The 25,709-nt window shown below is 64.6% G+C and carries 24 protein-coding genes; 10 read left to right on the top strand and 14 right to left on the bottom strand.

Annotated features, from left to right (window positions below):
• Positions 1 to 123: 123 nt before the first annotated feature.
• Positions 124 to 1,344, bottom strand: a complete 1,221-nt coding sequence (locus tag JKL46_RS26840; RefSeq protein WP_201838982.1) for an MFS transporter — start codon at positions 1,342 to 1,344, stop codon at positions 124 to 126.
• 273 nt (positions 1,345 to 1,617) lie between these two features.
• Here JKL46_RS26840 and JKL46_RS26835 point away from each other — a divergent pair, with 273 nt between their 5' ends.
• A complete protein-coding gene (locus JKL46_RS26835) occupies positions 1,618 to 2,826 on the top strand; it encodes a CAP domain-containing protein (protein ID WP_201838981.1) in 1,209 nt (402 codons plus the stop codon).
• Positions 2,827 to 3,053: 227 nt separating this feature from the next.
• On the opposite strand, the gene JKL46_RS26830 is transcribed toward JKL46_RS26835, so the two are convergent.
• The gene (locus tag JKL46_RS26830; protein ID WP_210381479.1) at positions 3,054 to 4,328 is read right to left on the bottom strand and encodes a dicarboxylate/amino acid:cation symporter; all 1,275 of its coding nucleotides are present in this window, start codon (positions 4,326 to 4,328) and stop codon (positions 3,054 to 3,056) included.
• Positions 4,329 to 4,527: 199 nt separating this feature from the next.
• On the opposite strand from JKL46_RS26830, the gene JKL46_RS26825 reads away from it, so the two are divergent.
• The gene (locus JKL46_RS26825; RefSeq protein WP_201838980.1) at positions 4,528 to 5,634 is read left to right on the top strand and encodes a serine hydrolase domain-containing protein; all 1,107 of its coding nucleotides are present in this window, start codon (positions 4,528 to 4,530) and stop codon (positions 5,632 to 5,634) included.
• 138 nt (positions 5,635 to 5,772) lie between these two features.
• On the opposite strand, the gene JKL46_RS26820 is transcribed toward JKL46_RS26825, so the two are convergent.
• The 4 genes from JKL46_RS26820 to JKL46_RS26805 all read right to left on the bottom strand — a co-directional run bounded on the left by JKL46_RS26820 (position 5,773) and on the right by JKL46_RS26805 (position 7,905).
• A complete protein-coding gene (locus JKL46_RS26820; RefSeq protein WP_201838979.1) occupies positions 5,773 to 6,237 on the bottom strand; it encodes a DUF1801 domain-containing protein in 465 nt (154 codons plus the stop codon).
• A gap of 8 nt (positions 6,238 to 6,245) precedes the next feature.
• On the bottom strand, positions 6,246 to 6,728 hold the full coding sequence (locus JKL46_RS26815; protein ID WP_201838978.1) for a DUF1801 domain-containing protein: 483 nt from the start codon (positions 6,726 to 6,728) through the stop codon (positions 6,246 to 6,248).
• Positions 6,729 to 6,794: 66 nt separating this feature from the next.
• A complete protein-coding gene (locus JKL46_RS26810) occupies positions 6,795 to 7,535 on the bottom strand; it encodes an LrgB family protein (protein WP_201838977.1) in 741 nt (246 codons plus the stop codon).
• Complete coding sequence (locus JKL46_RS26805) at positions 7,510 to 7,905, bottom strand: CidA/LrgA family protein (protein ID WP_201838975.1); 396 nt, start codon at positions 7,903 to 7,905, stop codon at positions 7,510 to 7,512. Before JKL46_RS26805 ends, JKL46_RS26810 begins: the two co-directional genes overlap by 26 nt.
• 190 nt (positions 7,906 to 8,095) lie before the next feature.
• Between JKL46_RS26805 and JKL46_RS35790 the strand changes: the two genes are divergently transcribed.
• Both JKL46_RS35790 and JKL46_RS35785 read left to right on the top strand, forming a co-directional pair.
• Complete coding sequence (locus JKL46_RS35790) at positions 8,096 to 8,683, top strand: MgtC/SapB family protein (RefSeq protein WP_246529550.1); 588 nt, start codon at positions 8,096 to 8,098, stop codon at positions 8,681 to 8,683.
• A gap of 5 nt (positions 8,684 to 8,688) precedes the next feature.
• Entirely contained in the window at positions 8,689 to 9,354 is a 666-nt protein-coding gene (locus tag JKL46_RS35785) for a DUF4010 domain-containing protein (RefSeq protein ID WP_246529552.1), read from the top strand.
• A 58-nt stretch (positions 9,355 to 9,412) separates the two neighbouring features.
• On the opposite strand, the gene rpoD is transcribed toward JKL46_RS35785, so the two are convergent.
• Together rpoD and dnaG are read right to left on the bottom strand one after the other, a co-directional pair.
• The gene (gene rpoD / locus JKL46_RS26795; protein WP_201838974.1) at positions 9,413 to 11,410 is read right to left on the bottom strand and encodes an RNA polymerase sigma factor RpoD; all 1,998 of its coding nucleotides are present in this window, start codon (positions 11,408 to 11,410) and stop codon (positions 9,413 to 9,415) included.
• A 192-nt stretch (positions 11,411 to 11,602) separates the two neighbouring features.
• Positions 11,603 to 13,495, bottom strand: a complete 1,893-nt coding sequence (gene dnaG / locus JKL46_RS26790; protein WP_201838973.1) for a DNA primase — start codon at positions 13,493 to 13,495, stop codon at positions 11,603 to 11,605.
• Positions 13,496 to 13,706: 211 nt separating this feature from the next.
• Between dnaG and JKL46_RS26785 the strand changes: the two genes are divergently transcribed.
• On the top strand, positions 13,707 to 14,048 hold the full coding sequence (locus JKL46_RS26785; RefSeq protein ID WP_201838972.1) for a hypothetical protein: 342 nt from the start codon (positions 13,707 to 13,709) through the stop codon (positions 14,046 to 14,048).
• A 49-nt stretch (positions 14,049 to 14,097) separates the two neighbouring features.
• Here JKL46_RS26785 and JKL46_RS26780 read toward each other — a convergent pair whose 3' ends face one another.
• The 3 genes from JKL46_RS26780 to JKL46_RS26770 all read right to left on the bottom strand — a co-directional run bounded on the left by JKL46_RS26780 (position 14,098) and on the right by JKL46_RS26770 (position 15,950).
• Positions 14,098 to 14,526 carry a low affinity iron permease family protein gene (locus JKL46_RS26780; RefSeq protein WP_201838971.1) on the bottom strand — a complete coding sequence of 143 codons (429 nt, stop codon included), beginning with the start codon at positions 14,524 to 14,526 and terminating at the stop codon, positions 14,098 to 14,100.
• A gap of 71 nt (positions 14,527 to 14,597) precedes the next feature.
• On the bottom strand, positions 14,598 to 15,221 hold the full coding sequence (locus JKL46_RS26775; protein ID WP_201838970.1) for a LysE family translocator: 624 nt from the start codon (positions 15,219 to 15,221) through the stop codon (positions 14,598 to 14,600).
• A 270-nt stretch (positions 15,222 to 15,491) separates the two neighbouring features.
• Positions 15,492 to 15,950: a GatB/YqeY domain-containing protein gene (locus JKL46_RS26770; protein WP_201838969.1), complete on the bottom strand. Its 459-nt coding sequence runs from the start codon at positions 15,948 to 15,950 to the stop codon at positions 15,492 to 15,494.
• A gap of 141 nt (positions 15,951 to 16,091) precedes the next feature.
• Here JKL46_RS26770 and carA point away from each other — a divergent pair, with 141 nt between their 5' ends.
• The 4 genes from carA to JKL46_RS26750 all read left to right on the top strand — a co-directional run bounded on the left by carA (position 16,092) and on the right by JKL46_RS26750 (position 19,408).
• Positions 16,092 to 17,291 (top strand): glutamine-hydrolyzing carbamoyl-phosphate synthase small subunit, encoded by a 1,200-nt coding sequence (carA, locus tag JKL46_RS26765; RefSeq protein WP_201838968.1) that lies wholly within the window; start codon positions 16,092 to 16,094, stop codon positions 17,289 to 17,291.
• A 155-nt stretch (positions 17,292 to 17,446) separates the two neighbouring features.
• Positions 17,447 to 17,821: a hypothetical protein gene (locus JKL46_RS26760; protein ID WP_201838963.1), complete on the top strand. Its 375-nt coding sequence runs from the start codon at positions 17,447 to 17,449 to the stop codon at positions 17,819 to 17,821.
• A 74-nt stretch (positions 17,822 to 17,895) separates the two neighbouring features.
• A complete protein-coding gene (locus JKL46_RS26755) occupies positions 17,896 to 18,426 on the top strand; it encodes a cupin domain-containing protein (RefSeq protein ID WP_201838962.1) in 531 nt (176 codons plus the stop codon).
• A 259-nt stretch (positions 18,427 to 18,685) separates the two neighbouring features.
• A complete protein-coding gene (locus JKL46_RS26750) occupies positions 18,686 to 19,408 on the top strand; it encodes a class I SAM-dependent methyltransferase (RefSeq protein WP_201838961.1) in 723 nt (240 codons plus the stop codon).
• Here the strand turns inward: JKL46_RS26750 and JKL46_RS26745 are convergent.
• From JKL46_RS26745 to JKL46_RS26735, 3 genes are all read right to left on the bottom strand, one after another.
• Positions 19,372 to 20,619, bottom strand: a complete 1,248-nt coding sequence (locus JKL46_RS26745) for an MFS transporter (protein ID WP_201838960.1) — start codon at positions 20,617 to 20,619, stop codon at positions 19,372 to 19,374. The two genes, JKL46_RS26750 and JKL46_RS26745, sit on opposite strands and share 37 nt — an antisense overlap.
• Before the next feature lie 145 nt (positions 20,620 to 20,764).
• Entirely contained in the window at positions 20,765 to 21,160 is a 396-nt protein-coding gene (locus JKL46_RS26740; RefSeq protein ID WP_343074127.1) for a GtrA family protein, read from the bottom strand.
• Positions 21,157 to 21,978, bottom strand: coding sequence for an SDR family NAD(P)-dependent oxidoreductase (locus JKL46_RS26735; protein ID WP_246529549.1), 822 nt, complete (start codon positions 21,976 to 21,978; stop codon positions 21,157 to 21,159). Before JKL46_RS26735 ends, JKL46_RS26740 begins: the two co-directional genes overlap by 4 nt.
• Positions 21,979 to 22,052: 74 nt before the next feature.
• On the opposite strand from JKL46_RS26735, the gene carB reads away from it, so the two are divergent.
• On the top strand, positions 22,053 to 25,670 hold the full coding sequence (gene carB / locus JKL46_RS26730) for a carbamoyl-phosphate synthase large subunit (RefSeq protein ID WP_484502703.1): 3,618 nt from the start codon (positions 22,053 to 22,055) through the stop codon (positions 25,668 to 25,670).
• Positions 25,671 to 25,709 lie beyond the last annotated feature (39 nt).

Raw genomic sequence — 25,709 nt, 5'->3', positions numbered from 1 at the left:
GAGGTAGGCTGCGGCAACCATGGTGCGAAACAGAAAGCACGCGCCTGCACCCCCACCTCCAACTCCTCCCCACAAGGAGGAGGAGGGATAAGAGGCGTTTTGCCTCTTTTGAGATCCGAATTCTCAAAAATGCTTCTGCTCGATCTTGGGCAGGAAATACGCGAGCAGACCGATGGCCGGCAGGAACGAGCAGACCTTGTAGACGGTCGCGATGCTCGTCATGTCGGCCAATTGACCGAGCGCCGCGGCCCCCAAGCCCGCCATGCCGAAGGACAGGCCGAAGAACAGCCCCGCGATCATGCCGACGCGGCCGGGAACGAGTTCCGTCGCATAGACGAGGATGGCCGAGAAAGCGGATGCGATGACGATTCCGACGATCATGCTCAAGGCCACCGTCCAGAACAGGTTTGCGAAGGGCAGCGCGAGCGTGAACGGCAGAACACCGAGGATCGAGATCCAGATCACGTAGCGGCGTCCGATCCTGTCGCCCACAGGCCCGCCGAGAACCGTGCCGACAGCGAGCGCGCCGAGGAAGACGAAGAGATAGATCTGCGCGTCCTGCACGGAGACCTGGAACTTCGAGATCAGGTAGAAGGTGAAATAGTTGGTGAAGCTCGCGACGTAGAAGTCCTTCGAGAAGATCAAGGCCATCAGGATCGCGATCGAGACGACGACGCGCGCCTTTGGAACGGAAGACCCCTTCTCCGCGACGCGCGGCTTCGCGCGCAGGTCGGCGAGCTTCGCCCGATACCAGCGTCCTACGGCGGCGAGGATCACCATCGCAAGCAGGGCAACGACGGAGAACCACGCAATGCTCGGCTGCCCGAACGGGACGACGATGAAGGCCGCGAGCAGCGGTCCGAGCGCGCTGCCCATATTGCCGCCGACCTGGAACACCGATTGCGCGAGCCCCAGGCGTCCGCCGGAGGCGAGACGCGCGACCCGGGAGGATTCCGGGTGGAAGACAGAGGAACCCATGCCGATAAGAGCGGCTGCGAGCAGCAGCATCGGATAGGACGCGGCCTGCGACAGGGTCAGCAGGCCGACGAGGGTGAAGCCCATGCCGGCGACGAGGGAGAACGGCTGCGGCCGGCGGTCGGTGAATGTCCCGACCAGGGGCTGGAGCAACGAGGCGGTGCACTGGAAGGTCAGCGTGAGAAGGCCGATCTGGCCGAAATCCAGATGAAAGCTGCTCTTGAGGATCGGGTAGATCGCCGGCAGCAAGGATTGCATCAGGTCGTTCAGCAGGTGCGAGACGCTGATCGCCGCCAGAATCGGAACGGCGAGGCGCTCTGCCGAAGGGCGAGCCGGTGCAACGGAGATGGCGGAGGATTCGGCGGTCATCGATCGTCTTCTTGGTGCAGCCAAGCTTGCGTGTGAGCCGGGCATGAGGCGTTTCCAGATCTTCCTTTAGACCAGAATGGAGGAGCGATCTCCATCCCATCCTGCAGAGCTGGGTTACGGTGAAGGTAGGGGCAGCGCCGTCTCATGCCCGCCCATCGATGAAACAGAATATCGGGTGAGCCACACCTTTACCCTATTTCGCCTTTAGCTGGCAGGAAGTCTCGCCAATTGGCCCGCGACTGGGCAAAAACCATAAGACCGAGGGGGTATTTCATGTCGCAAGCGACGGCCTACGAGCAGTTCATGCTCGAACTGGTGAACCGCGAACGCGCCAAGACGGGCGCCCAGCCGCTCGTCTTCAACGGCGACCTCAACGATTCCGCGGACGGCCACAGCAGCTGGATGATCGCGACGGATACTTTTGCCCATATCGGTTCGGGCGGCTCGTCTCCCACCGATCGGATGAGGGCTGCCGGGTACGATTTCCTAGGCTCCTGGCTTTCCGCCGAGAACATTGCCTGGGCGAGCACGCGCGCGCCGACGGGCTATCAGGACGAGGTGCAGCTGCTGCACAGGAACCTGATGAACAGCGCCGGCCACAAGGCCAACATCCTCAACAGCGCCTTCCGCGAGATCGGAATCGGCTTCCAGGTCGGCGGCTACCAGAGCTGGGACGGAGCCTTCGTCACCCAGAACTTCGCCCGCTCCGGCACCAAAATCTTCCTCACCGGCGTGACCATGGACGACAGGGACGGCGACAACTTTTACGACGTCGGCGAAGGATTGAGCGGCCTCACCATCACCGCCGTGAGCGCGGCCGGCGCCCGCACCAGCACCAAGTCGCAGAGTGCCGGCGGCTACTCTCTCTCGCTCGATCCCGGCACCTATACGGTCACCTTCTCGGGGGGCGGCTATTCCTCCATGACCAAGTCGGTGACGATCGGCTCCAAGAGCGTGAAGCTCGATCTCATCGACCCCATGCGCGCATCGGTGCCGCCTGCAACGACGATCGACGGCACCGCCGCCGGCGAGACGCTCAACGGCACGAGCGGCGCCAATGTGATCAACGGGTTCGGCGGCAACGACAAGCTCTACGGCAAGGCCGGGAACGACCGCCTCCACGGCGGAGCGGGCAACGACAAGCTCTACGGCGATTCCGGCAATGACCGGCTCTATGGCGACGCCGGCAGGGACACGCTCGTCGGCGGCACCGGCAACGATACCCTCACCGGCGGCACGGGTGCGGACAGGTTCGTCTTCTCCGGCAAGTGGGGCAAGGACAAGATCACCGACTTCCAGAACGGCAGCGACCGCATCGACCTGCGCGGCAACGCCCTGAGCTTCGACAAGCTCGGCATCAGCCAGGTCAACGGCGACAGCGACGGCCGGATCGACGACGTGCTGATCAAGGCGAACGGCCAGTCGATCACGCTGCTCAACGTGAAGCTCGCCCTGATCGGCGCGTCCGACTTCCTATTCTGAACGACTGACTCGTAAATCTCTTCCCTCATCCTGAGGAGCAGCGAAGCTGCGTCTCGAAGGAGCGTCCAGAGAGCACTGGATCCTCCTTCGAGACGGTCACTTCGTGACCTCCTCAGGATGAGGACAGTGGGTACGATATCGTTGTCGAGCCAACATCTGACTGACGTAAATTCAAAAAGAAAGGCGGGCCATCGAGCCCGCCTTTTTGTTTGGCTGCTTGCCGCCAATCACTCGGCAGCGACGAGAACTGTTTCCCCCGCGGGAGTATGCGTTTCGACGGCCCCATCATAGACGGCCTGATCGAGAATCCGCTCCTCCTTCGCCACGATCACCGGCACGAGAATCTGGCCGGTCACGTTGGTCATGGTGCGCATCATGTCGACGACGCGGTCGATGGCGACGATGTAGCCGATGCCCTCGAGCGGCAGGCCCGCGGTGCTCAAGGTGAGCGTCAGCATGACGATGGAGGTACCCGGCACGCCGGCGGTGCCGAGCGAACCCAGAACCGCGGTCAGGCCGATCAGCACGTATTGCGTCAGCGACAGGTCGAGGCCGAAATACTGCGCGATGAAGATCGAGGCGATGGCGGGGTAGATCGCGCCGCAGCCGTCCATCTTCACGTTGGCGCCGAGCGGCACCGCGAAGCTCGCATAGCTCTGCGGCACGCCGAGCTTCTCGACCGCCACGCGCAGGGACATCGGCAGCGTGGCGAGGCTCGACGAGGTGGCGAAGGCCATCTGCATGGCAGGCGCCGCGCCGCGGAAGAAGCGGCCGACCTTCAGGCCGTGCAGCTTGAGCAGACCGCCATAGACCACGACGATGTGGAACAGGCAGGCGAGATACATGGCCGCGATGAACTTGCCGAGCGGCAGCAGCGATGTGAGGCCGTAGCGACCGACCACCCAGGCGATCAGGCCGAAGGTGCCGATCGGCGTGAGCTGCAGCACCCAGCGCGTGATGCGGAAGACAAGCGTCGCGCCCTGATCGACCAAGTTGCGGATACCAGCCGTCTTGTCGCCCAGCGAGACGAGGGCCGCGCCGACGATGCCCGCGAAGAACAGCACCTGCAGCACATTCGTATCGGCCATGGCCTTGATCGGGTTCGTCGGCACGATGCCGATCAGCACCTCGAGCGGGCTCGGGATCGTGCGCGGCTTCACCTCGCCGAGCGGCAGGTTCGACAGGCCGAGGCCGGGATCGATGAGATGACCGAAGGCGATGCCGACGAGCACGGCGATGGCTGAGGTGGCGATGAACCAGAACAGGGTGCGCAGCCCCAAGCTTGCCACGCTGCCGGCTTCCGCCAGCCTGGCCACGCTCGAGGTGATGGTGAAGAACACGAGCGGGATGACGATCATCCGCACGAGGTTCAGATAGATGTCGCCGAGGGGCTTGAACCAGATGGCTGCCTGCTCCCCTGCCAGCACGCCGGCCAGGATGCCGAGGGCAAAGCCCACCGCGACACGCTGCCAGAGCGGCCGCGTAAACCACGATTTCAACATGTTGATTGCCTTATATTCACGAATTTGTTGCGCAAATAACGCTTCCGGCGCGAAAGCTCAATTGCGGTCGGCGCAGGGCAGGGTCTGGAGGCCCGCATGGGTGCAGTCTGCTCACGATGGCGTGTGAGGATGTTGCCCGTCCGGAACGCCCATCCATCTCGGTTCTTGACCGACAGCAACTGGATATCCCAACTCCTCCATGCCTCTCCTCTCAAGCTTCGCACGACCCAAAGCCGGATTGGCGTTCGCCCTGGCGCTGACCTTCGCCGGCATCGCGTCCGCACAGCCTGCCTCCCCTCCTCCTGCGCCCGACAAGGCGCTGATCGAGGAGGTTGTGGAGCGCGCCGCGGCGCTTCCGAATCTCCGCTCGCTCATCGTGTCCCATAACGGCGCGGTGCTGGCGGAACGGGCGCTGCAGGGGGCACGGTTCGACCGGCCGACGAACATCAAGTCGGCATCCAAGACGATCATGTCGGCACTTGTCGGCGTGGCCATCGAGCGCGGCGTGCTGAAGGGCACCGACCAGCCTGTCGCATCGATCCTCGGGCAAAGTATTCCGCCCGATGCCGATGCGCGGATCCGGCAGGTCACGATCGGCCATCTTCTGTCCATGCAGGCGGGGCTGGAACGTACCTCGGGCCGCAATTACGGCGCCTGGATCGGCAGCGGCAACTGGGTGCGTTATGCGCTCTCGCGCCCCTTCGTGGACGAGCCCGGCGGGCGCATGCTCTATTCGACGGGGAGCACGCATCTGCTCTCGGCGGCGCTGACGCGCGCCGCGAAGCGCAGCACCCTGGAACTTGCCCGCGACTGGCTCGGCGAGCCGCTCGATATCACGATAGCGCCGTGGACGCGCGATCCGCAGGGCATCTTTCTCGGCGGCAACGAGATGGCGCTGTCGCCGCGCGCCCTTCATCGCTTCGGCGAGATGTACCGGCTCGGCGGCATCATCCACGGCAAGCGCGTGGTGTCGGAGAACTGGATCCGGGAATCCTGGACGCCGCGCACGTCCTCGCCGTTCACCGGCGACCGTTACGGCTATGGCTGGTTCCTACGCGAGATGCACGGTCACCAGGCTTATTACGCCTGGGGCTTCGGCGGGCAGATGCTCTACGTGATCCCAAGCCTCGGGCTGACGGTGGTCATGACCTCCAACTCAACCGAGCCTTCGCGCGAGGACAACTATGTCGGGCAGCTTCACGCGCTTGTCACGGATGGACTCGTGCCGGCCTTTCTGCCGAAACAGAACGAGACGACCGGCAGTTTGGGAGCGAGCGATCCGAAGCCATCCGAGAGACCGCTTTAGCTGTCTGATCGCTTCTCAACATTAGTAACGCGCCATACCACGTCATCACCGGCCTTGTGCCGGTGATCCCGATTGATTGAGGCCGGCGTTTCACCATATCGGGATGGCCGGGACAAGCCCGGCCATGACGTGAGGGTCTCACCGAGCCGGAGCGCCAGCCTTCCCGCGAACGGAACGAGCCGCGGCCTTCTTCGACGTGTTCAACGCGACCGCCGCGCGGATGAGCGCCATCAGCGCCTCCTCGTCGATCGTCTCGTCTTCACGGATGTCGATGGCACGCCGCGTGTTGCCTTCGAGGCTGGAGTTGAACAGGCGTGCAGGATCCTCCAGCGAGGCGCCCTTGGCGAAGGTCATCTTCACGACGCTCTTATAGGTCTCGCCGGTGCAGATGATCCCACCATGCGACCACACCGGAACGCCGCGCCACTTCACCTCCTCGATCACCTCGGGATCGGCCTGCCTGATGAGAGCGCGAATGCGAGCGAGCGTTTCACCCCGCCAGTTGCCGAGCTCCTTGATCTTCGCATCGATCAGCTGAGACGGCGTGTCTTCTCCACCGGCATCCGTCACGTCGCTTTTCTCCATGGCTGTCGCTTTCTTCATATCGCCACTCACATCCGTTCGCCGGGCAATTGGCTCGCCTGTTTCACCCAGTCAGTGAGCTGAGCGTCGTCGACCCCATCACCTTCGTAGATGTCGAGGTAGCGCACTTCCTTCTGCTTCGACGCGCCGGGAGGCAACGGCTGCAGCGAGGTGCCGCGGAAGAACGCCACCTTGATGTATTTTGCAAAGCAATGAAAGCTGAGGAACCAGCCCTGGCCCTCGACGCCGTAGAACGGCGAGTTCCATTTCACGGCTTTGTTCACCTCGGGAACCACGCGTACGATAAGCGCATCGATGCGGCGCCCGACCTCGCTCTTCCAGCCCGGCATGGCCGCGATATAGGCCTGCACGGGCGCATCGCCGTAACCCTTCGCGATCTGCGGATTGCCGCCGGAGAGCAGCTTCGGCTCCGACGCTTTCGCGATCGATGTCTTCGGCGCAGCCTTCTTTGCGACCTTTGTCGATTTCCTGGAGGACACGGTGTCGGTCATCAATCTCGCTCCGTCGACGCAGCGGCGCGCATCATAGGACTGCGATCCGCAAATGCGCAACTTGGGCTAATCCAGCAACAACTTCAGCACGAGCGGCAGAAGCAGCGCGGTGACGAGAGCGTTGAGGCCCATGGCGATGCCGGCAAAGGTGCCGGCGAGCGAATTGACCTGAAACGCGCGCGCCGTCCCGATGCCGTGCGAGGCGAGCCCCACCGCGAAGCCCCGCGCGCGCCAGTCGTTCATGCGCAAGGCATTCATCAATGGCGTCACCATGATCGATCCTGTGACGCCGGTCAGCATGACGAGAATCGCGGTGAGAGCCGGATCGCCGCCGAGCGCTTCCGTGATGCCCATGCCGACCGGCGCCGTGACGGATTTCGGCGCGAGCGAAATGAGGATGGAATTGGGCATGCCGAAGAGCTGCGCGATGCTCACGGCAGAGACGATGGCCGTGACCGAGCCGACCACGAGCGCCACCATCATCGGCACGATGGAGCGCAGCACGATGTGCCGGTTCTCGTAGAGCGGAATAGCCAGTGCCACGGTCGCGGGGCCGAGCAGGAAGTGCACGAATTTCGCGCCCTCGAAATAGACGGGATAGGATGTGCGCGTCGCCCACAGCACGAGCGCGACGGCAATGACCGACATCAGAACCGGATTGAAGATCGGATGGCGCCTGAAGGCCTGCGAGATGCGGTCCGCAATCACATAGGCCGACAGCGTCACGACGAGCCAGAGCAGCGGCGTCTGCGAGAGATAGACCCAGAGGGAGAAGGCCTGGTCAGTCACGGGTTCCGGCCTCCGCATCCATCGTCGAGCCGCTCAGGCGCGATACCACGACGAAGGTCACCACCGTTACGACCAGCGTCACGAAGGTCGATGCGACGAGCGCGATGGCGAGACCGACGCCGTAATCCGCCAGCACATCGAGGCGCTGAACCACCCCGACGCTCGCCGGGATGAAGAGAAGAGAGAGATGCGCCAGCAACCCCTTGCCCGTCGCGTCGAGAGGCTTGCCGAGTTCGGGCACCTTCTTCGCGACCCTGTCGCGCAGGCCCAAGAAAACGAGAAGAAAAAGCATCCCGAGCACGGGACCGGGCAGCGGCCAGCCGAGCCCGCGGGCGACGACCTCGCCGAGAAGCTGGCAGAGGAGGATGACGGTCAGGCCGATGATCATGGCAATGCCTCTCAATCCGGACGCGCGGCAACCCGGGCACCAAATCCCTGGTATCAAGCCCCTGGTATAATGGCGGCGGGCGGAAGCAAAGCACCCGCCCCAACGGATCGGTCTGGCCTTGCCGTCCCAAGCTTGGCCATAATATGAACCGGGGGAGCACGATCAAAGGGCGTGGAGGGCAAAAAGCCGGATGGACGACACCTCTCTCTTCTTTCGCCTGGCGGTCGCCCTCGCCATCGGCCTGCTGATCGGCCTGGAACGCGGCTGGCAGCACCGGAAGGAGGCGGAGGGGGAGCGTACGGCGGGCCTGCGCACCTACACGCTGGTTGCCCTGCTCGGTGCCCTCTCGGCGGTCCTGACGAACCATACCAGCCCGGTCTTCCTCGCCCTCTCCTTTCTCGGCTTTTCCCTCGCCTTCAGTGCATTTTCCTGGCTCGAGGCGAAGGCCGAGGGCAATTTCAGCGTCACCGGGGTCGTGGCCGGGCTGATCACCTTCGCTCTCGGCGCCTATGCCGTGCTTGGCGAGCTCCAGGTCGCGATTGCGGCAGGCGTCGCCGTCACGCTCATCCTGGCGCTGAAGCGCCCGCTCCATCAATGGCTGCGGCGGCTGACATGGCTCGAGATCCGATCCGCTCTGATCCTGCTCGCGATGACGTTCCTCGCGCTGCCGCTCCTGCCGGACCGGACGGTCGATCCTTGGGATTCGGTCAACCCGGCGGAGATCTGGCTGCTCGCCATCATCATCGCGGCGGTGTCCTTCGCCGATACATCGCCGTGAAGATCATGGGCAGTCAGGCCGGCGTCGCGCTCGCCGCCCTTGCCGGCGGCCTCGCCTCCTCCACCGCAACCACCGTTACCCTCTCCCGCATGGCGCGCGAGCATCCGGAGGCGAGCCCGCTGCTGGCCGGCGGGATCCTGTTGTCGGGCTCAGTGATGGTCGCCCGCGTGCTGGTCATCGCGAGCGCCCTGAACCGCGAACTGCTTCTGCCGCTCGCATGGCCCCTCGGCGCGGCAGGTCTCGTGATGATCGCAACCGCGGGCCTGCTCTTCTTCACCCATGGAAGAGGAAACAGCGAGCATCCGCAGCTGTCCATGAAAAGCCCCTTCGAGCTCGGCACCGCGCTGAAGCTCGCAGGCCTGATCGCCGTGATCAGCCTTCTGGCGAAAGTGATCAGCACCTCCGTGGGCGATGCCGGCATCACCGTTCTGGCGATCCTCTCCGGCATCGCCGACGTGGACGCCATCACGCTTTCGCTCGCCCGTCTGGCGAACAGCGGCATTACGATCGCCACCGCAGCGCTCGGCATCGGCATTGCCGCAGCGGTGAACACCATCGTGAAGGCCGGAATGACGGTGAGCTTAGGGGGAATGAAGGCCGGCTGGATCGTGTCGGCTGCGAGCGCCGCAGCGATCGCGGCGGGCGGTGCGGCCTTCGCCTTCTTCGGCTGACGGGAACGCCCGCCCACATGAAAAAAGGCGGGTCCGAGACCCGCCTTTTGAACTTGCTTCAGTTGTCGAGGAAGCTTCTGAGCTTCCGGCTGCGCGAGGGATGCTTCAGCTTGCGCAGGGCCTTAGCCTCGATCTGACGGATGCGCTCGCGGGTCACCGAGAACTGCTGGCCGACCTCTTCGAGGGTGTGGTCGGTGTTCATGCCGATGCCGAAGCGCATGCGCAGCACGCGCTCCTCGCGCGGCGTGAGCGAGGCGAGGACCCGCGTCGTCGTCTCACGAAGGTTGCTCTGGATCGCCGCATCGATGGGCAGGATCGCGTTCTTGTCCTCGATGAAGTCGCCGAGATGCGAATCCTCCTCATCGCCGATCGGCGTCTCAAGAGAGATCGGCTCCTTGGCGATCTTCAGCACCTTGCGCACCTTCTCCAGCGGCATGGCGAGCTTTTCGGCCAGCTCCTCCGGGGTCGGCTCGCGGCCGATCTCGTGCAGCATCTGGCGCGAGGTGCGGACGATCTTGTTGATCGTCTCGATCATGTGCACCGGAATGCGGATCGTGCGGGCCTGGTCGGCGATCGAGCGGGTGATCGCCTGCCGGATCCACCAGGTGGCGTAGGTCGAGAACTTGTAGCCGCGCCGGTACTCGAACTTGTCGACCGCCTTCATGAGGCCGATGTTGCCCTCCTGGATCAGGTCCAGGAACTGCAGGCCGCGGTTCGTGTACTTCTTGGCGATCGAGATCACGAGACGCAGGTTCGCCTCGATCATTTCCTTCTTTGCCTGACGAGCCTCGCGCTCGCCCTTCTGCACCATCATGACGATGCGGCGGAACTCCTGGATCTCCAGGCCGGTCTCGCTCGCCAGATTGTGGATGTTCTCGCGCAGGTCGTGGATGCCGTCCTTCGCCTTGGCGACGAAGTCCTTCCAGCCCCGGCCGCCGAGCTTGGAGACGCGCAGCACCCATTTGGGATCGAGTTCCCAACCCTGATAATGCTTGAGGAACTCCTCGCGGGCGACGCCGTGGCTCTCGGCCAGGCGCATCAGGCGGCCCTCATGGGAGATGAGGCGCTTGTTGATGTCGTAGAGCTGCTCGACCAGGGCCTCGATGCGGTTGTTGTTCAGCGACAGCGACTTCACGGCCGCGACGATGTCCGCCTTGAGTTCCTTGTACTTGCGCTCCTGGGCCGGGGTCAGCTGCTTGTTCTGCATGCGCTGTTCCACATGCTCGACCTGCAGGCGGCGCAGCTTCTTGTAGTTGTCGGCGATGGAGTCGAAGGTTTCGAGCACGCGCGGCTTCAGCTCGGCCTCCATGGCCGAGAGCGACACGTTGTTCTCCATGTCGTCGTCGTCGAGCTCGCCCTCGGGTGGGGTCATGCCCTCCTCGCCCTCGGTGGCTTCCTCTTCGCTCTCGCCCTCCTCGAGGCCCTCCACCTTCGGAGCGCCCTTGCCGTCGGGGCCCGCATAGGTGGCCTCGAGGTCGATGATGTCGCGCAGGAGCACCCGGCCCTCGACGAGCTCGTCGCGCCAGATGATGATGGCCTGGAAGGTCAGCGGGCTTTCGCAAAGCCCGGCGATCATGGCCTCGCGGCCGGCCTCGATGCGCTTCGCGATGGCGATTTCGCCCTCGCGGGAGAGAAGCTCCACCGAGCCCATCTCGCGCAGATACATGCGCACCGGATCATCGGTGCGGTCGGTCGGTTCCTTGGTCGTGGTCTCGCGGACGACGACGGCGCGGGTCTGCGCGGTCTCGACGAGGTCGCCGCCCTCCGCCTCTTCCTCATCCGCCTCGGCCTGCGCGTTCTCATCCGTTTCCTCGGACTCGACCACGTTGATGCCCATCTCCGAGAGCTGCCCGAGCACGTCCTCGATCTGCTCCGAGGAGAACTCCTCCGGAGGCAGGACTTCGTTCAGCTCATCGTAAGTGACGTACCCGCGCTTCTTCGCGAGCTTGATCATCCGTTTAACGGCGGCATCGCTCAGGTCGAGCAGGGGCCCGTCGCTCTGCTGCTCCGGAGCTGCCGTCTCGCCTTCGTCCCGTTCGGTTGCCTTCGTTGCCATGCTTTGCTCAACTCCAGCGCGCCGCCGATCCGCCCTACAGGACCTGCGATGCGCGAATGGGCGGCAAGCCTGAGGGCTCTGCCACCCGAAATCATCCCAACTATAAACAGCGAGTCGCTTGACTAACCGTTAACCATCCCCTGCTCAGAGGGCGGCAGCCGCCCTGCCTGCCGCACCCTGACGTGTGAGACATCAGTGACCCCCGAGAGTCCCTGCATTGTCCGTATCGGCCTCGGCACCTTCGACGGAGGACAGCTGGTTTTGGACCTCCCGCAGCCAGGCGAGATTGGCCTCATTGTCCTCTTCGGCGAGTGCGCGCTCGGCAGCTCGAAGTTCGCTATGTAACGTGCGTGCGCGGCGATGCAAGGTGATGGCTTGCCTCAATGCGTCCTCAAGCCGCAACGGATCCGCATGCGGATCGAGCATCCACCGGTCCCCGGGACGAACCAGAGCCATCAGCCTGTCGGCTGCCGGCGTCAGACCGGCGCGTTCCAGCCGAGCCTTCATGACCGCCGGATCGGCTGGTTCGCCGCTCGCCGCTCCATCGAGCAGGAGACTGCGCACCATTTGGGTGGACCGACCCTCAAGTTCAAGATCCGCAAGGGTTTCCACGTGATTTTGAACGAGTTCCGGATGAATCAGGAACGTGCCGAGAATCATCCCTTCTCGCGGACTTTCCCCGGTGTTGCCGACAAAGAGCGGGTTGCGGGCGAGCAGCGGCGACACGCTCAGGCGGGCGCTCGGCGTCATCGCCTGGGGGCGCTGGAAGTCGCGCCTTTGGCCCCCACCCTGGCGGTTGAATCGTCCCGCCCGGTTGTCGGGGCTGAGCGCCGAAAGGCGGCTTTCGACCTCCTCCCGGTAGTATCGCTTGAGAGTTTCATCGCGAATCAGTGCAAGTGATTCGCGCAGGCGCCGCTCCAAGGCCGCCCGCCGCTCGGGCGTGTCGAGCGGTCCCGCCTCGAATTCGCGCGCCCAGAGCACGTCGACGAGCGGCCGCGCCGAGGCGAGAACCCGCTCGACCGCGGCGCTGCCGCCGGCGCGGGCAAGGTCGTCGGGATCCTGCCCCTCCGGCAGCATGGCGAAGCGCAGGGATTTGCCGGCCGTCAGGTTCGGCAGGGCCACGTCGAGAGCCCGGTAGGCCGCCCGCTGCCCGGCCTTGTCGCCGTCGAAGCAGAGGATCGGCTCCTCGGCGAGGCGCCAGAGCAGCGTGAGCTGGTCCTCGGTCAGCGCCGTGCCGAGCGGCGCGACCGCATGAGGAAAGCCCGCCACGCTCAAGGAAATCACGTCCACATAGCCCTCGACCGCGATTACCGTGCCCCGGTCATGGGCGGGCTGACGGGCGAAGTGATAATTGTAGAGAAGCCGTCCCTTGTTGAAGAGCGGCGTGTCGGGGGAGTTGAGATACTTCGCCGGCACGTCGGCGCTCATCGCCCGTCCGCCGAAGGCGACGACCCGGCCGCGAAGATCGCAGATCGGGAACATGACCCGGTCGCGGAAGCGGTCGTAGGGAATCTTCACGTCCTGGCCGGTGATCACGAGGCCTGCCTCCTCCATCATCTCGATGGTCACGCCCTTGCCGGCGAGATGGTCGCGCAGGGCAAAGCGCTCGGGCGGCGCATAGCCGATGCGGAAGCGCACCTGCGTGTCGCGGGATAGGGCCCGCCCGGCCAGATAATCCCGCGCCTTGGCGCCGAAGCGGCCCTGGAGGGAGGATTCGAAGAACTCCGCCGCCATCTCCATGACGTCATGGAGGCTCTTGCGCTTGACCTCTTCTTCCCGGTCCTCGCGGGAGAGCTTGGGCAGGGGGACGCCCGCTTCGCCGGCAAGCCGCTCGACGGCCTCGGGAAAGGACAGCCCTTCCGTCTCCATGAGGAAGGTGAAGATGTCGCCGTGCTTGCCGGAAGAGAAGCAATGGTAGAACTGCTTCTGGTCGTTGACGTAGAAACTCGGCGTCTTCTCCGCATTGAACGGAGAGAGCCCCTTCCATTCCCGCCCCGCCTTCTTCAGGCGCACGCGCTTGCCGACGACTGCCGAGGTCGGCAGCCGGGCGCGGATCTCTTCGAGGATCTGGGGCGGGTAGCGCACGAGGCGTTAAATCTCCAAACCTGCTCCTTAAACTAGAGCGGCTGCCGCGAGGTTAAAAACCCAAAGCCACGCTTTTCTGTGCCCGCAATCCACAGGACCGGCCCTGATTTTGTCTTCAAGGCCGAAGCCGATGGAACCGTGAAGCGTAGCCGTCGCTTGAATCGATTAGGAGCCTTTCCCGTGAAAGGAATGTCCAAGCTCAGGGCCATCCATGCCGCACACTCAAAATCCCATCGTCGAATGGCCGGCGGAGTTCCACCATCTTCTGGCGGGCTTCGAAGTGGCGACCGGCGGAGACGGCAAGCGCTTCGGCCGCGTCGATATCGACATCGATCCCGCTACGCTGTGCCTCCTCAACGAATTCGAGGCGCATGTCCGGCATCGCCAGGTCCGGCTCAGGTCTGCAGACGGTAGTGGTTGTCTCGTGGGCGAGATGAATGCCCTGATCGGCCTCGGGGCTGCGGCCGACACGACCCGTCACACCAGCCGGATCCGGATCAGCTTTCACGACCTCCTGGATGACGACTGCGTCGATCGCCACCCCCGTGCGTGAGAGTCCATTGAGAACCCCGACACGGCGGATCCTGTATCGCTCCCGGCGCTCAGGCGCTGTGCCGGTGCGTGCCCGGCTTGGTCGCCCGCTTGGCGCGCTCGGCCTTGGTCTTCTGAAGGACGACGGCGCTGTCCTTGGCCATCTGTTCGCAGCGGTCGTGTAGCGCCTCGAGCTCCTTGTCGGTAAGCTTCTCGATTCCCATGAAGATGTCGTCCGCGCTCGATGAGCGGATGAGCTCGTCGAGCTTGGTCTGCACGGCCGCACCATCGCGGTTCTGCGTGTTCTGGATCAGGAAGACCATGAGGAACGTGATGATGGTCGTGCTGGTGTTGATCACCAGCTGCCAGTTCTCCGAGTAGTCGAAGAAGGGACCCGAGGCCCCCCAGGCCAGGACGAGGACGACGCAGGCCAGAAACACGATCGGAGTTCCCGCCACATGGGCCGCACCATTGGCGAACTTGGCGAAGAACTTGTCCATACGCGACTCCACAACATCTGTGGAATCATAACGGTCGAGCTGGCTTTTCCGTTCAATGCGCCGGGGCGCGCCTAGCGGCTCGCCGTCGTGAGCGCCGCGCCGATGCCGACGAAGGTCGCGCCGGCGGCCCGGTTGAACCAGCGGCCGTGGCGGGTCAGCCAGGGTGCGATGCGCTCGGCCATGACGGCGAGGAGAAGCTCGTAGAGCACCTCCACGACCACGAAGGTGCCGCCGAAGATCGCAAGCTGGACCGTGAAGGAGACGCCCGGCACCATGAATTGCGGCAGGAAAGCCGCGAAGAAGATCAGCGCCTTCGGGTTCGACACGGCGACGAAAAAGCCCTGGTTGAACATCCAGAACGGACGCACCGGACGCGGCCCCTCCTCCCGTTGGGCGACTTCCAGAACCGATGCCGGCGCGCGCCAGATGCGGATGCCGAGATAGACGAGATAGGCTGCGCCGATCCACTTGGCGATCGTGAAGGCCTGCTCGGACGCGGCGAGGAGCGCCCCCATGCCGGCGAGCGAGGCCGCGATGAGGATGAAGAACCCGAGCGCCCCGCCGAGCACCGTATAGATCGTCGGCCGGAAGCCGTAGCAGACCCCATGGGTCAGGGAGAGGAGTCCATTGGGTCCGGGCGTCAGGGAGAGGCCGATGGCCGCCACCAGATAGATCAGCCAGAGTTCAAGGCTCATGTGTCACCGCAGATTCGATAGGCGCATTGCCGGAAAGTAAGCCGTTCGCTTCTCTTAACACGATGCGCGCCGATGTCCCGAGCGGGAAATGGCCCTGCCCGCGTCCTTATCGTCGGTGAGAGTAAGGGTGCAGGCGTCATCTACCCTCCACGTCATCCCCGGGCTTGTCCCGGGGACCCACGTCTTTGCAACGCCGTGGTTCCGAAAACGTGGGTGGCTGCAACAAGTGCGGCCATGACGGCGGAGGGGATCAATGCGCTGATGTCGGCTTCACCCCTTCGGCAGCATCTCCTTCACTAGGCCGCTCGCCTTGGCGAAGTCCATGCGGCCGGCATATTTTGCCCGCAGGGCACCCACGACCTTGCCCATGTCCTTCATCGAGGCGGCGCCGGTCTCGGCGATGGCGGCCTGGATGGCGGCCTTGGTCTCGGCCTCGTCCATCTGCTGCGGCAGATAGGAGGTGATCACCGCGACCTCGTTCTTTTCCTGATCGGCGAGTTCGGTGCGGCCGCCCTGCTCGTACATGGTGATCGATTCCTGGCGCTGCTTCACCATTTTCTGGAGCAGAGCGAGGATCTCCTCGTCCGAAAGGGGCTCCTTGCCGTTGCCGCGGGCTTCGATGTCCTTGTCCTTGAGAGCGGCCTGGATCAGGCGGATGGCGCCGAGGCGGCCCTTGTCGCCGGCCTTCATGGCCTCCTTCATTTCGGCGGTGAAACGGTCGCGCAGCATGGAGTTCTCCTTGGTTTTAAGTCGCTTGAACGTTGACGGGACGCGCCGGGCCCCTTAAGTCACGGGGATAGTTCACGGGCGGCCCATTCATGGCCTGCTCAAGCACGGCCTCTTGGCCCCGGACTTAAAGAGATCATGACGATGCTGCAAGACAAAGACACGGCGGGTGGCTGGGCAGAGCCGCGCGCGACGGCCGTTCTCGTGCTCCAGGACGGCACGGTCCTCGAAGGCTTCGGCATCGGCGCCGTCGGCGAGGCGACCGGCGAGGTCTGCTTCAACACCGCGATGACGGGCTATCAGGAGATCCTGACCGACCCGTCCTATGCCGGCCAGATCATCACCTTCACCTTCCCGCATATCGGCAATGTGGGCACCAACGAGGAAGACATCGAGAGCGTCAACGCCGCCTCCTCCTCGGGGGTGCGCGGCGCCGTTCTGGCGGCCTCGATCACCGAGCCGTCCAACTGGCGCGCCTCCCGCGATCTCGATGCCTGGCTGAAAGCCCGCAGCATCGTCGGCCTCACCGGCATCGACACGCGGGCCCTGACGGCACTCATCCGCGACAAGGGCATGCCGAATGCGGTCATCGCCCATAGCCCCGAGGGCAATTTCGACCTCGAAGCCCTGAAGGCCAAGGCCGCCGCCCTCCCCTCCATGGACGGCCAGGATCTCGTGCCTCTCGTCACCAGCGCCCAGCGCTACGGCTGGGAGGAGACCACCTGGACACGGGGCGAGGGCTACGGCCACCAGGACGGCGCTCTCAAGCATCACGTGGTCGCCATCGATTACGGCGTGAAGCGCAACATCCTGCGGCTTCTCGCCCGGGCCGGCTGCAAGGTCACGGTGGTGCCCGCCACCGCCTCGGCGGACGATGTGCTGGCGCTCAAGCCGGATGGCGTGTTTCTCTCCAACGGCCCCGGCGACCCTGCCGCGACCGGCGAATACGCGGTGCCGGTGATCCGCAAGGTGCTCGACGAGAAGATCCCGACCTTCGGCATCTGCCTCGGCCACCAGATGCTGAGCCTCGCCGTCGGCGCGAAGACCAAGAAGATGCACCAGGGCCATCATGGCGCGAACCATCCGGTGAAGGACAAGACCACCGGCAAGGTCGAGATCACCTCCATGAACCACGGCTTCGCGGTGGATCCGCAGACCCTGCCGACGAATGCGGTCGAGACCCATGTCTCGCTCTTCGACGGCTCGAACTGCGGCATCTCGCTCACCGACCGTCCCGCCTTCTCGGTGCAGTATCACCCGGAAGCCTCGCCCGGCCCGCAGGACAGCCATTACCTGTTCGACCGCTTCGTGCAGCTGATGGACGACAAAAAGGCCAAAGTCTGAAAGAAACGGGCCCGACAGACCTAAGCCTGACGAAAATGTGTTGGGAGAGCCGGCGCCGCGACAAACCGGTCGATTGCGCCGGCCGCCCAAATCACGGTACCGATGATCAATTATAAAAATAATTGATTCCGATCCTTGGTTTGGGGGTTCTTCCAATGGATTTCGATGACGATTCCGGCGAATTCAGCCGCCTGCACAACCTGTTCACGTTCCATCTCGGCATCGCGGTCACGCTCTCCTGGCTGACCTCGCTCTATGCCGCGCTTTACGCTCCCTGGGTGCGCAACATCCGCCCCCTGATCGACCCCACCAATGTGGGCACGGTCGAGAGCACCTGGTCCTATCTTTTCATCTTCCCGGTGGTGCTCACGGCGGCCTGGCTGATCTCGGTCTTCGGGCAGAACCTGTTCGCCCGGTTCCGCATCATGAGGAGCCAGGCGGCGGAGTTCGCCATCGCAGCCCTCGTAGCGTTTGCGATGTTCTACCTGTCGATCGACCGCGCGGTCGCGGCGATGCTCATCGGCATGTAAGCGACCCTGCAACGGTCCCGCTCGATCTTTCGCCCGCACCATGCGTTCTCTCCGCGATCTGAAGGGAGAGGCACATGGCTCAGGCGAAAGGCTACAACGCCCCGCTCGGCACGGAGACTTACGTCTTCCGCAGCAGCGGCATCGTTCCGAATTCGTCCCTGCCGCTGATCGTGCGCCGCGGGGCGGTCTCGCCCTCCGAGCATGACGCCGTCAGGACCTTCAAGGCGACCTTCGCCAAGAACGGCTGGACGAATGCCTGGATCAACGGCATCCACGACTTCCATCACTACCATTCCAACACCCATGAGGTGCTCGGCATCGTCTCCGGCTCGGCCCGGGTCCGGTTCGGCGGCGAGGACGGCGATCTGGTGGGCGTGAGTGCCGGCGACGTTGTAATCATCCCGGCCGGCGTCGCCCATGCCTGCATCGAATCGAGTGACGACTTCGCCGTGGTCGGCGCCTATCCGGGTGGTGCCGATTACGACACGATCCGCGACGATCCCGGGGCGCTCGCAGCCTCGCAGCAGCGCATCGCCCAGCTGCCCCTGCCCGATGCCGACCCGGTTGACGGCGCCGACGGACCGCTCGTCAAGCTGTGGACCTGAGAGGCAGGCTCATAAATGTCGCATCTCATCCTGAGGAGCCGCGGAGCGGCGTCTCGAAGGATCGTCCAGTGGTCTCTGGAGACGCCCTCGTCCTTCGAGACGCGAGCAATGCTTGCTCCTCAGGATGAGGGCTATGGAGCAGAAGCCCTTTTCGAACCAGCCTCTGAGGGTGATGCCCCTGCCCCTCGAAAGCCGGAGTTGCGAAACGAGGCCTAACCCGCCATGACTCGTGGCCAGGGACTGGAGCGGGGCACTTTCGATGAACTGGCGCGATTACTGGAACCAGGACACGCCGATCTATACGAGTGAGCGGCACAAGCTGCTGCACTACCGGCTGATCGCCAACGACATCATCGGCCTCATCCCCTCGCCCGAGGCCATCGTGCTCGACTATGGCTGCGGCGAGGCGCTGTTCGCGGACACGATTGCCGCCAAATGCGCGTGTCTTTATCTGAGCGATGCCGCGCCGCTGGTGCGCGAGCGTCTGAACGTAAAATTTAGGGGCAACGGACGAATCGCCGTTGTCTCGACCGACGACGTGCCTCACCTGCCCGAGGAATCTCTCGACCTCATCGTCGTGAACTCACTCGTCCAGTATCTCTCCCTCGACGAGTTCCGAGCCCTGCTCTCGCTCGCGCGGAACAAGCTGAAGTGCGATGGCCGGCTGGTGCTCGGCGACATCATCCCGCCGGACATCAGCCCCGTCACCGATGCGAAAGCGCTGCTCTCCTTCGCCTGGCAGGGGGGATTCCTGCGGTCGGCCGTCACCGGCCTCGCCCGCACCGCCTTCTCGGAATACCGCAAGATCCGCGAAGAGATCGGCCTTGCCCAGTACAGCGAGGAGGAGATCGTCGACCTGCTCAGGGATGCCGGCTTCGTGCCCGAGCGCGCCGCGCGCAATCTCGGGCACAATCAGGCGCGCATGACCTTTGTGGGGCGTCCCGTTCAGGCCCGCGACAGCGAGGATTTCGCCGAACGCTGATCGCTCAGGAGCGAGAGCCCGAACACGCAAAGACCTGCAACCGCCAGAGCCGCGCCGACCCATCCGGTCGCGGCAAAGCCATAGCCCGCCGCGATCGCCAGGCCGCCGAGCCAGGCGCCGAGGGCGTTGGCGATGTTGAAGGCGGAGTGATTGAGCGCCGCTGCCAGGGTCTGCGCGTCGGCCGCCACATCCATGAGCCGGGTCTGGAGCGCCGGCCCGATGGCGACGCTGCAGCCGACGAGGAAGACGCAGAGCGCGAGCATGAACGGGTTTTCCGCGGTGAGCCACAGCACCGTCATCACCACGACGCTGCAGGCCAGCACCCCACCGATGGTCGCCATCAGGTTCCGGTCGGCAAACCAGGCGCCGACGAGGTTGCCGACGATCATGCCGGAGCCGAAGAGCGCCATCATCATCGGAACGGCGCTGTCGGGCATCCCGGCGACTTCGGTCGCGGTCGAGGCGATGTAGGAGAAGACGGAGAACAGGCCGCCGAAGCCCACCGCACCGATGCCGAGCGTGAACCAGACCTGCTTGCGCCTGAAGGCCCCGAGCTCGCGCATAGGGCTTGCCCCCTCGTGGACCTCGTCTTTCGGCAGGAACAACCAGATGAGCACCACCGTGAGCGCGGCCATGAAGCCGACGGCGCCGAAGGCGATGCGCCAGCTCAGGGCCTGCCCGAACCAGGTGGCAACGGGCGTGCCGATGAGGGTCGCGACGGTCAGGCCCATCATCACCCGGGCCACGGCCTGGGTGCGCTTGTTGGGCGGAACCAGCGAGGCCGCGACCAGGACGGCCACGCCGAAATAGGCCCCGTGCGGCAGGCCGGTGAGGAAGCGCAGGAGCACGAAGGATTCGAAGCTCGGCGCCACGGCACTGACCACGTTGCCGATTGCGAACACCGCCATCAGCAGGAGAAGCAGCGTCTGGCGCGCGAGCTTGGCTGCCAGCACCGCAATGATCGGCGCGCCGACCACGACGCCGAGCGCATAGGCGCTGATGGCATGTCCGGCCTGGGGCGTCGTGACGTTGAATTCCTGCGCCACGTTCGGCAGCAGACCCATGATCGCGAACTCGCCCGTGCCGATGCCGAAGCTGCCGACGGCGAGCGCGAGCTCGATCAGGGCAACGGCCAGTCGCGATTGCGGAACGGCGGGAGCCCTGTCCTTGACCGCAAGACAGGCTTCCTCGGCAATGGCCATGTCGGACATGGGGCCTCTACGCTTCTCAGTGAAATATGGGAAAGACGAAGCCCAATATTGCACTGCAAAAAGATTCGGAGGACCCGCCCGAACGCAGCCCTGACCTGCATGGAAGGCTTGGACCGAGGCCGATTCTCAGCCGTCGGCCGCCGGCTTAGGCAAATGTCCAAATCTTGTGCGCGATAAAGCTCCACAGCATGACGACGCCCGTGGTGACGATCTGGGCGGGCAGATAGGGCGCGCTGAGCCAGACAGTGAACGCATGCATGAGGAACCAGGTCACCAGGAAACCGACGAAGGCGACGGCGGCGAAGCGCCAGGTCGCCTCCCGGTGCGGCCGGTTGCTGGCATAGGTGTGCCTGCGGTTGAGCACATAGGAAACCGCGCCCCCCGCCACGTAGCCGGCAAGCGTCGCCGGAACCGGATGGAGCGCCCCGCCCTCCACGAGGCCGATCAGAAGCCCGTAATGAACGACGGCCGCAACCATGCCCACCCCGAAGAAGGCGGTGAACTGGCGGCTCAGGCGATGGAGAGGAGAAAGCGCGGTCACGCCTTCTCGTTAGCCTGTTCCGCGTGGCCAGTCACCTCGCCCCGCTGAAGGCGCCCGGCGATCCTGCGGGCGATTCTGCGCGGGAGGAACTTGGCCCCCAGGGTGCCGAGCCAGTTGGTGCGACCCGTGACCACGATGGCCTGGCCCGCCTCGTAGCCCTCGATGCCGAGCCGCGCCACCTCCGCAGCCGTCATGATCGTGGGCCTGAGAGTCCTGGAATATTCCACATCCGCATTTGCGGAGAACTCGCTCTCGGTCGATCCCGGGCAAAGGGCCGTCACCGTCACGCCCCGAGGCTTGGCCTCTTCATGGAGCCCCTCGGACAGGGAGAGCACGAAGGCCTTGGTGGCATAATAGACGGCCATGTGGGGACCGGCCTGGAAGGCCGCCGTGGAGGACACGTTCAGGATGCCGCCGGATCCCCGCTCCATCATGCCCGGCAGCAGCAGGCGGGACAAAGCCGTGAGCGCTCTCACATTCAAGTCGATCATCGCGAGCTGCCGCTCGAAAGCCAGGGTTGCGAAATTGCCCCTCAACCCGAATCCGGCATTGTTCACGAGGGTATGGACCTGGATGCCCCTGTCGCGAAGCATTTCGACGAGATCCTGGGGCGACTCCCTATCCTCCAGGTCGAGGGCCATGGTCTCGGCTCGGACCCCGTGCTTTCCCTGAATTTCCTGGGCCAGCGCCTCCAGCCGCTCATGCCGCCGTGCCACCAGGATCAGGTCATAGCCCCGGGCGGCGAAGGCGCGGGCCAGCTCCGCGCCGATCCCGCTCGAGGCTCCCGTGATCAACGCCCAGCGCGGTTCTTCCGTCATGGCCATGTTTTCCCAGCTCCGTTCCTGCCTTATCCCGCGCGGATCTCACCGCATGGGCATTGCCTGTCTAAATCATGGCTCAGGCCTTTGAATTTGCTCAAGGTCCGTGTAAGAGCCTCTCTCAACCTACAATCCGATCACATCCCGGCTGCGCTCGAAGCGCCGTAGCTTTACGGCCGCGCGGCTGGACACGCCTGGGTGGCCCAATGCCAAAGCGGACTGACATCTCCTCCATTCTCATCGTCGGCGCAGGGCCGATCATCATCGGCCAGGCCTGCGAGTTCGACTACTCGGGCACGCAGGCCGTAAAGGCCCTGAAGGAGGAAGGCTACCGCATCGTCCTGGTCAATTCGAACCCCGCGACGATCATGACCGATCCCGATCTCGCGGATGCAACCTACGTGGAGCCGATCACCCCCGAGATCGTCGCCAAGATCATCGAGAAGGAGCGCCAAGTTCTCCCAGGAGGATTCGCGATCCTGCCGACCATGGGCGGCCAGACGGCGCTGAACTGCGCCCTGTCACTCAAGAAGATGGGCGTGCTCGAGAAGTTCAACGTCGAGATGATCGGCGCGACCGCGGAGGCCATCGACAAGGCCGAGGACCGGCAGCTCTTCCGCGAGGCCATGACCAAGATCGGCCTCGACACGCCGAAATCCCGCCTCGCCAACGCCTCGGCCCTCAAGAAGGCCGACCGCGATGCCTATCTGGCCGAGCTGGCGCGCATGGAAGCCATGGACATGCATCCGGGCGACAAGAAGCGTCACATCGCGGCCTACAAGCTGAAATGGGATGCTGGCGAGAACGACCGCCGCAAGCGCTACCAGGAGCACGCCATGGGCGAGGCCCTCATTGCGCTCTCCGAGGTGGGCCTGCCCGCCATCATCCGCCCCTCCTTCACCATGGGCGGCACCGGCGGCGGCATCGCCTATAACCGCGAGGAGTTCCTCGACATCGTCGAGCGCGGCCTCGACGCCTCCCCCACCAACGAGGTGCTGATCGAGGAGAGCGTGCTCGGCTGGAAGGAGTACGAGATGGAGGTCGTCCGCGACAAGGCGGACAACTGCATCATCGTCTGCTCCATCGAGAACTTCGACCCGATGGGCGTGCACACGGGCGATTCCATCACCGTGGCGCCGGCCCTGACGCTCACCGACAAGGAATACCAGATCATGCGCGACGCCTCGCTGGCGGTGCTGCGCGAGATCGGCGTCGAGACCGGCGGCTCGAACGTGCAGTTCGCGATCGACCCAGCGAGCGGGCGCATGATCGTGATCGAGATGAACCCGCGCGTCTCGCGCTCGTCCGCACTGGCGTCGAAGGCCACCGGCTTCCCGATCGCCAAGGTCGCGGCCAAGCTCGCCGTCGGCTATACCCTCGACGAGATCGCCAACGACATCACCGGCGGCGCGACGCCTGCCTCCTTCGAGCCGACCATCGACTACGTGGTCACCAAGATCCCGCGCTTCGCCTTCGAGAAATTCCCCGGCGCCGAGCCGACGCTGACCACGGCCATGAAATCCGTGGGCGAGGCCATGGCCATCGGCCGCTCCTTCCCGGAATCGCTGCAGAAGGCCCTGCGCTCGCTGGAAACCGGCCTCACCGGCCTCGACGAGATCGAGATCGAGGGCCTGGGCAAGGGCGACGACCGCAACGCCATCAAGGCGGCCATCGGCACGCCCACCCCGGACCGGATCCTGAAAGTGGCCCAGGCGCTTCGCCTCGGCATAAGCCACGACGAGGTCCATGCCTCCTGCAAGATCGACCCCTGGTTCCTGGAGCAGCTCCAGGACATCGTCGACATGGAAGCCAGGGTGAAGGCCCACGGCCTGCCGCAGACGCCCGGCGCCTTCCGCCAGATCAAGGCGCTCGGCTTCTCCGATGCCCGCCTCGCCGTGCTCACGCACAAGACCGAGGCCGAGGTGCGCGAGGCGCGCCGCGCGCTGTCCGTGCGCCCGGTCTTCAAGCGCATCGATACCTGCGCGGCCGAGTTCGCCTCGCCGACCGCCTACATGTACTCGACCTATACGGCCCCCTTCGCCGGCAAGCCCGCCGACGAGGCCAATCCGTCCGACGCCAGGAAGGTGATCATCCTCGGCGGCGGCCCGAACCGGATCGGCCAGGGCATCGAGTTCGATTATTGCTGCTGTCATGCCTGCTTCGCGCTCAAGGACGCGGGCTATGAGACCATCATGATCAACTGCAACCCCGAGACGGTCTCGACCGACTACGACACCTCCGACCGGCTCTATTTCGAGCCGCTGACGCAGGAGGACGTGCTGGAGATCATCGAGACCGAGCGTTCCAAGGGCACGCTCCACGGCGTCATCGTGCAGTTCGGCGGCCAGACCCCGCTCAAGCTCGCCCGCGCCCTCGAAGAGGCGGACGTGCCGATCCTCGGCACCTCGCCGGACGCCATCGACCTCGCCGAGGACCGCGACCGGTTCAAGCGCCTTCTCGACAAGCTGCACCTGAAGCAGCCCAAGAACGGCATTGCCTATTCGGTGGAGCAGGCCCGCCTGATCGCCGCCGATCTCGGCCTGCCCTTCGTGGTGCGCCCGTCCTACGTGCTCGGCGGCCGGGCCATGGCGATCATCCGCGACGAGGCCCAGTTCGAGGATTACCTGCTAGGCACCCTGCCGAGCCTGATCCCCTCGGACGTCAAGGCCCGCTACCCCAACGACAAGACCGGCCAGATCAACACGGTTCTGGGCAAGAACCCCCTGCTCTTCGACCGCTACCTCTCGGACGCGATCGAGGTCGACGTGGACTGCCTCGCCGACGGCAAGGACACCTTCATCGCCGGCATCATGGAGCATATCGAGGAGGCTGGCATCCATTCGGGCGATTCCGCCTGCTCGCTGCCGCCGCGCTCCCTGTCGTCGGAGATCATCGCCGAGCTGGAGCGCCAGACGAAGGCCCTGGCGCTGGCCCTCGACGTGGGCGGCCTGATGAACGTGCAATACGCCATCAAGGACGGAACGATCTACGTGCTCGAGGTCAACCCGCGCGCCTCGCGCACGGTGCCCTTCGTGGCCAAGGTGATCGGCGAGCCCATCGCCAAGATCGCGGCCCGGGTCATGGCCGGCGAGCCTCTCGCCAAGTTCGGCCTGACGCCGAAGGAACTGCCGCATATCGGCGTGAAGGAGGCCGTGTTCCCGTTCAACCGCTTCCCGGGCGTCGACGTGCTGCTCGGGCCGGAAATGCGCTCGACGGGCGAGGTCATCGGCCTCGACCGCGGCTTCGGGGTCGCCTTCGCCAAGAGCCAGCTCGGTGCCGGCAGCCAGGTGCCGAAGACCGGGACGCTCTTCGTCTCCGTGCGCGATTCGGACAAGTCCCGCATCCTGCCGGCGGTGAAGCTGCTGGAGGAGATCGGGTTCCAGATCCTGGCGACCGCCGGCACCCAGAAATATCTCGAGGCCGAGGGCGTCAAAGCCAAGCGGATCAACAAGGTGCTGGAGGGCCGGCCGCACGTGGTCGACGCCATGAAGAACGGTGATATCCAGCTCGTCTTCAATACCACCGAAGGGGCTGGCGCCCTGTCCGATTCCCGATCGTTAAGACAGGCTGCCCTCTTGCATAAGATACCTTACTACACCACTCTTGCAGGAGCGGTCGCCGCAGCTGAGGGCATCAAAGCATACCTCAGCGGGGATCTCGAAGTCCGGGCGCTTCAGGAATATTTTGCCTGAGGCATCCGGCCTCACATTGGAACTGCGAAGCTTCTGGTA

The organism is Microvirga zambiensis WSM3693 (assembly GCF_016735695.1).
In the GTDB taxonomy this organism is placed as follows: Bacteria; Pseudomonadota; Alphaproteobacteria; order Rhizobiales; family Beijerinckiaceae; genus Microvirga; species Microvirga zambiensis.
The sequence above is the reverse complement of the archived record's forward strand: the minus strand, read 5'-3'. Positions and strand labels throughout refer to the sequence as shown.